The sequence below is a fragment of the Streptacidiphilus sp. ASG 303 genome (assembly GCF_020991365.1).
In the GTDB taxonomy this organism is placed as follows: Bacteria; Actinomycetota; Actinomycetes; order Streptomycetales; family Streptomycetaceae; genus Peterkaempfera.
Genome location: NZ_JAJLRA010000199.1, coordinates 1 through 212, shown reverse-complemented (window position 1 = coordinate 212; position 212 = coordinate 1). Strand labels below are relative to the sequence as shown.

Genomic DNA, 212 nt, shown 5'->3' with positions numbered 1-212 from the left:
GGTGCGGATGCGCTCGATGAGGGTGACGGCGAGCAGGGAGTGCCCGCCGAGCTCGAAGAAGTTGTCCTCGACACCCACCTCGGGAATGCCGAGGACCTCGGCGAAGACGGCGCACAGCTGTGCTTCCCGCTCGGTCTCCGGCCTGCGGCCGGCCCCGGCGGTCACCGCCAGGTCCGGCTCGGGCAGGGCCTTGCGGTCCAGCTTGCCGTTGA

At 71.2% G+C, this 212-nt stretch carries 1 protein-coding gene; it reads right to left on the bottom strand.

The window, feature by feature from the left end:
• Window positions 1-212, bottom strand: a 212-nt coding sequence (locus LO771_RS30485; RefSeq protein ID WP_230748401.1) for a phosphopantetheine-binding protein, incomplete at both ends; no start/stop codon positions are given.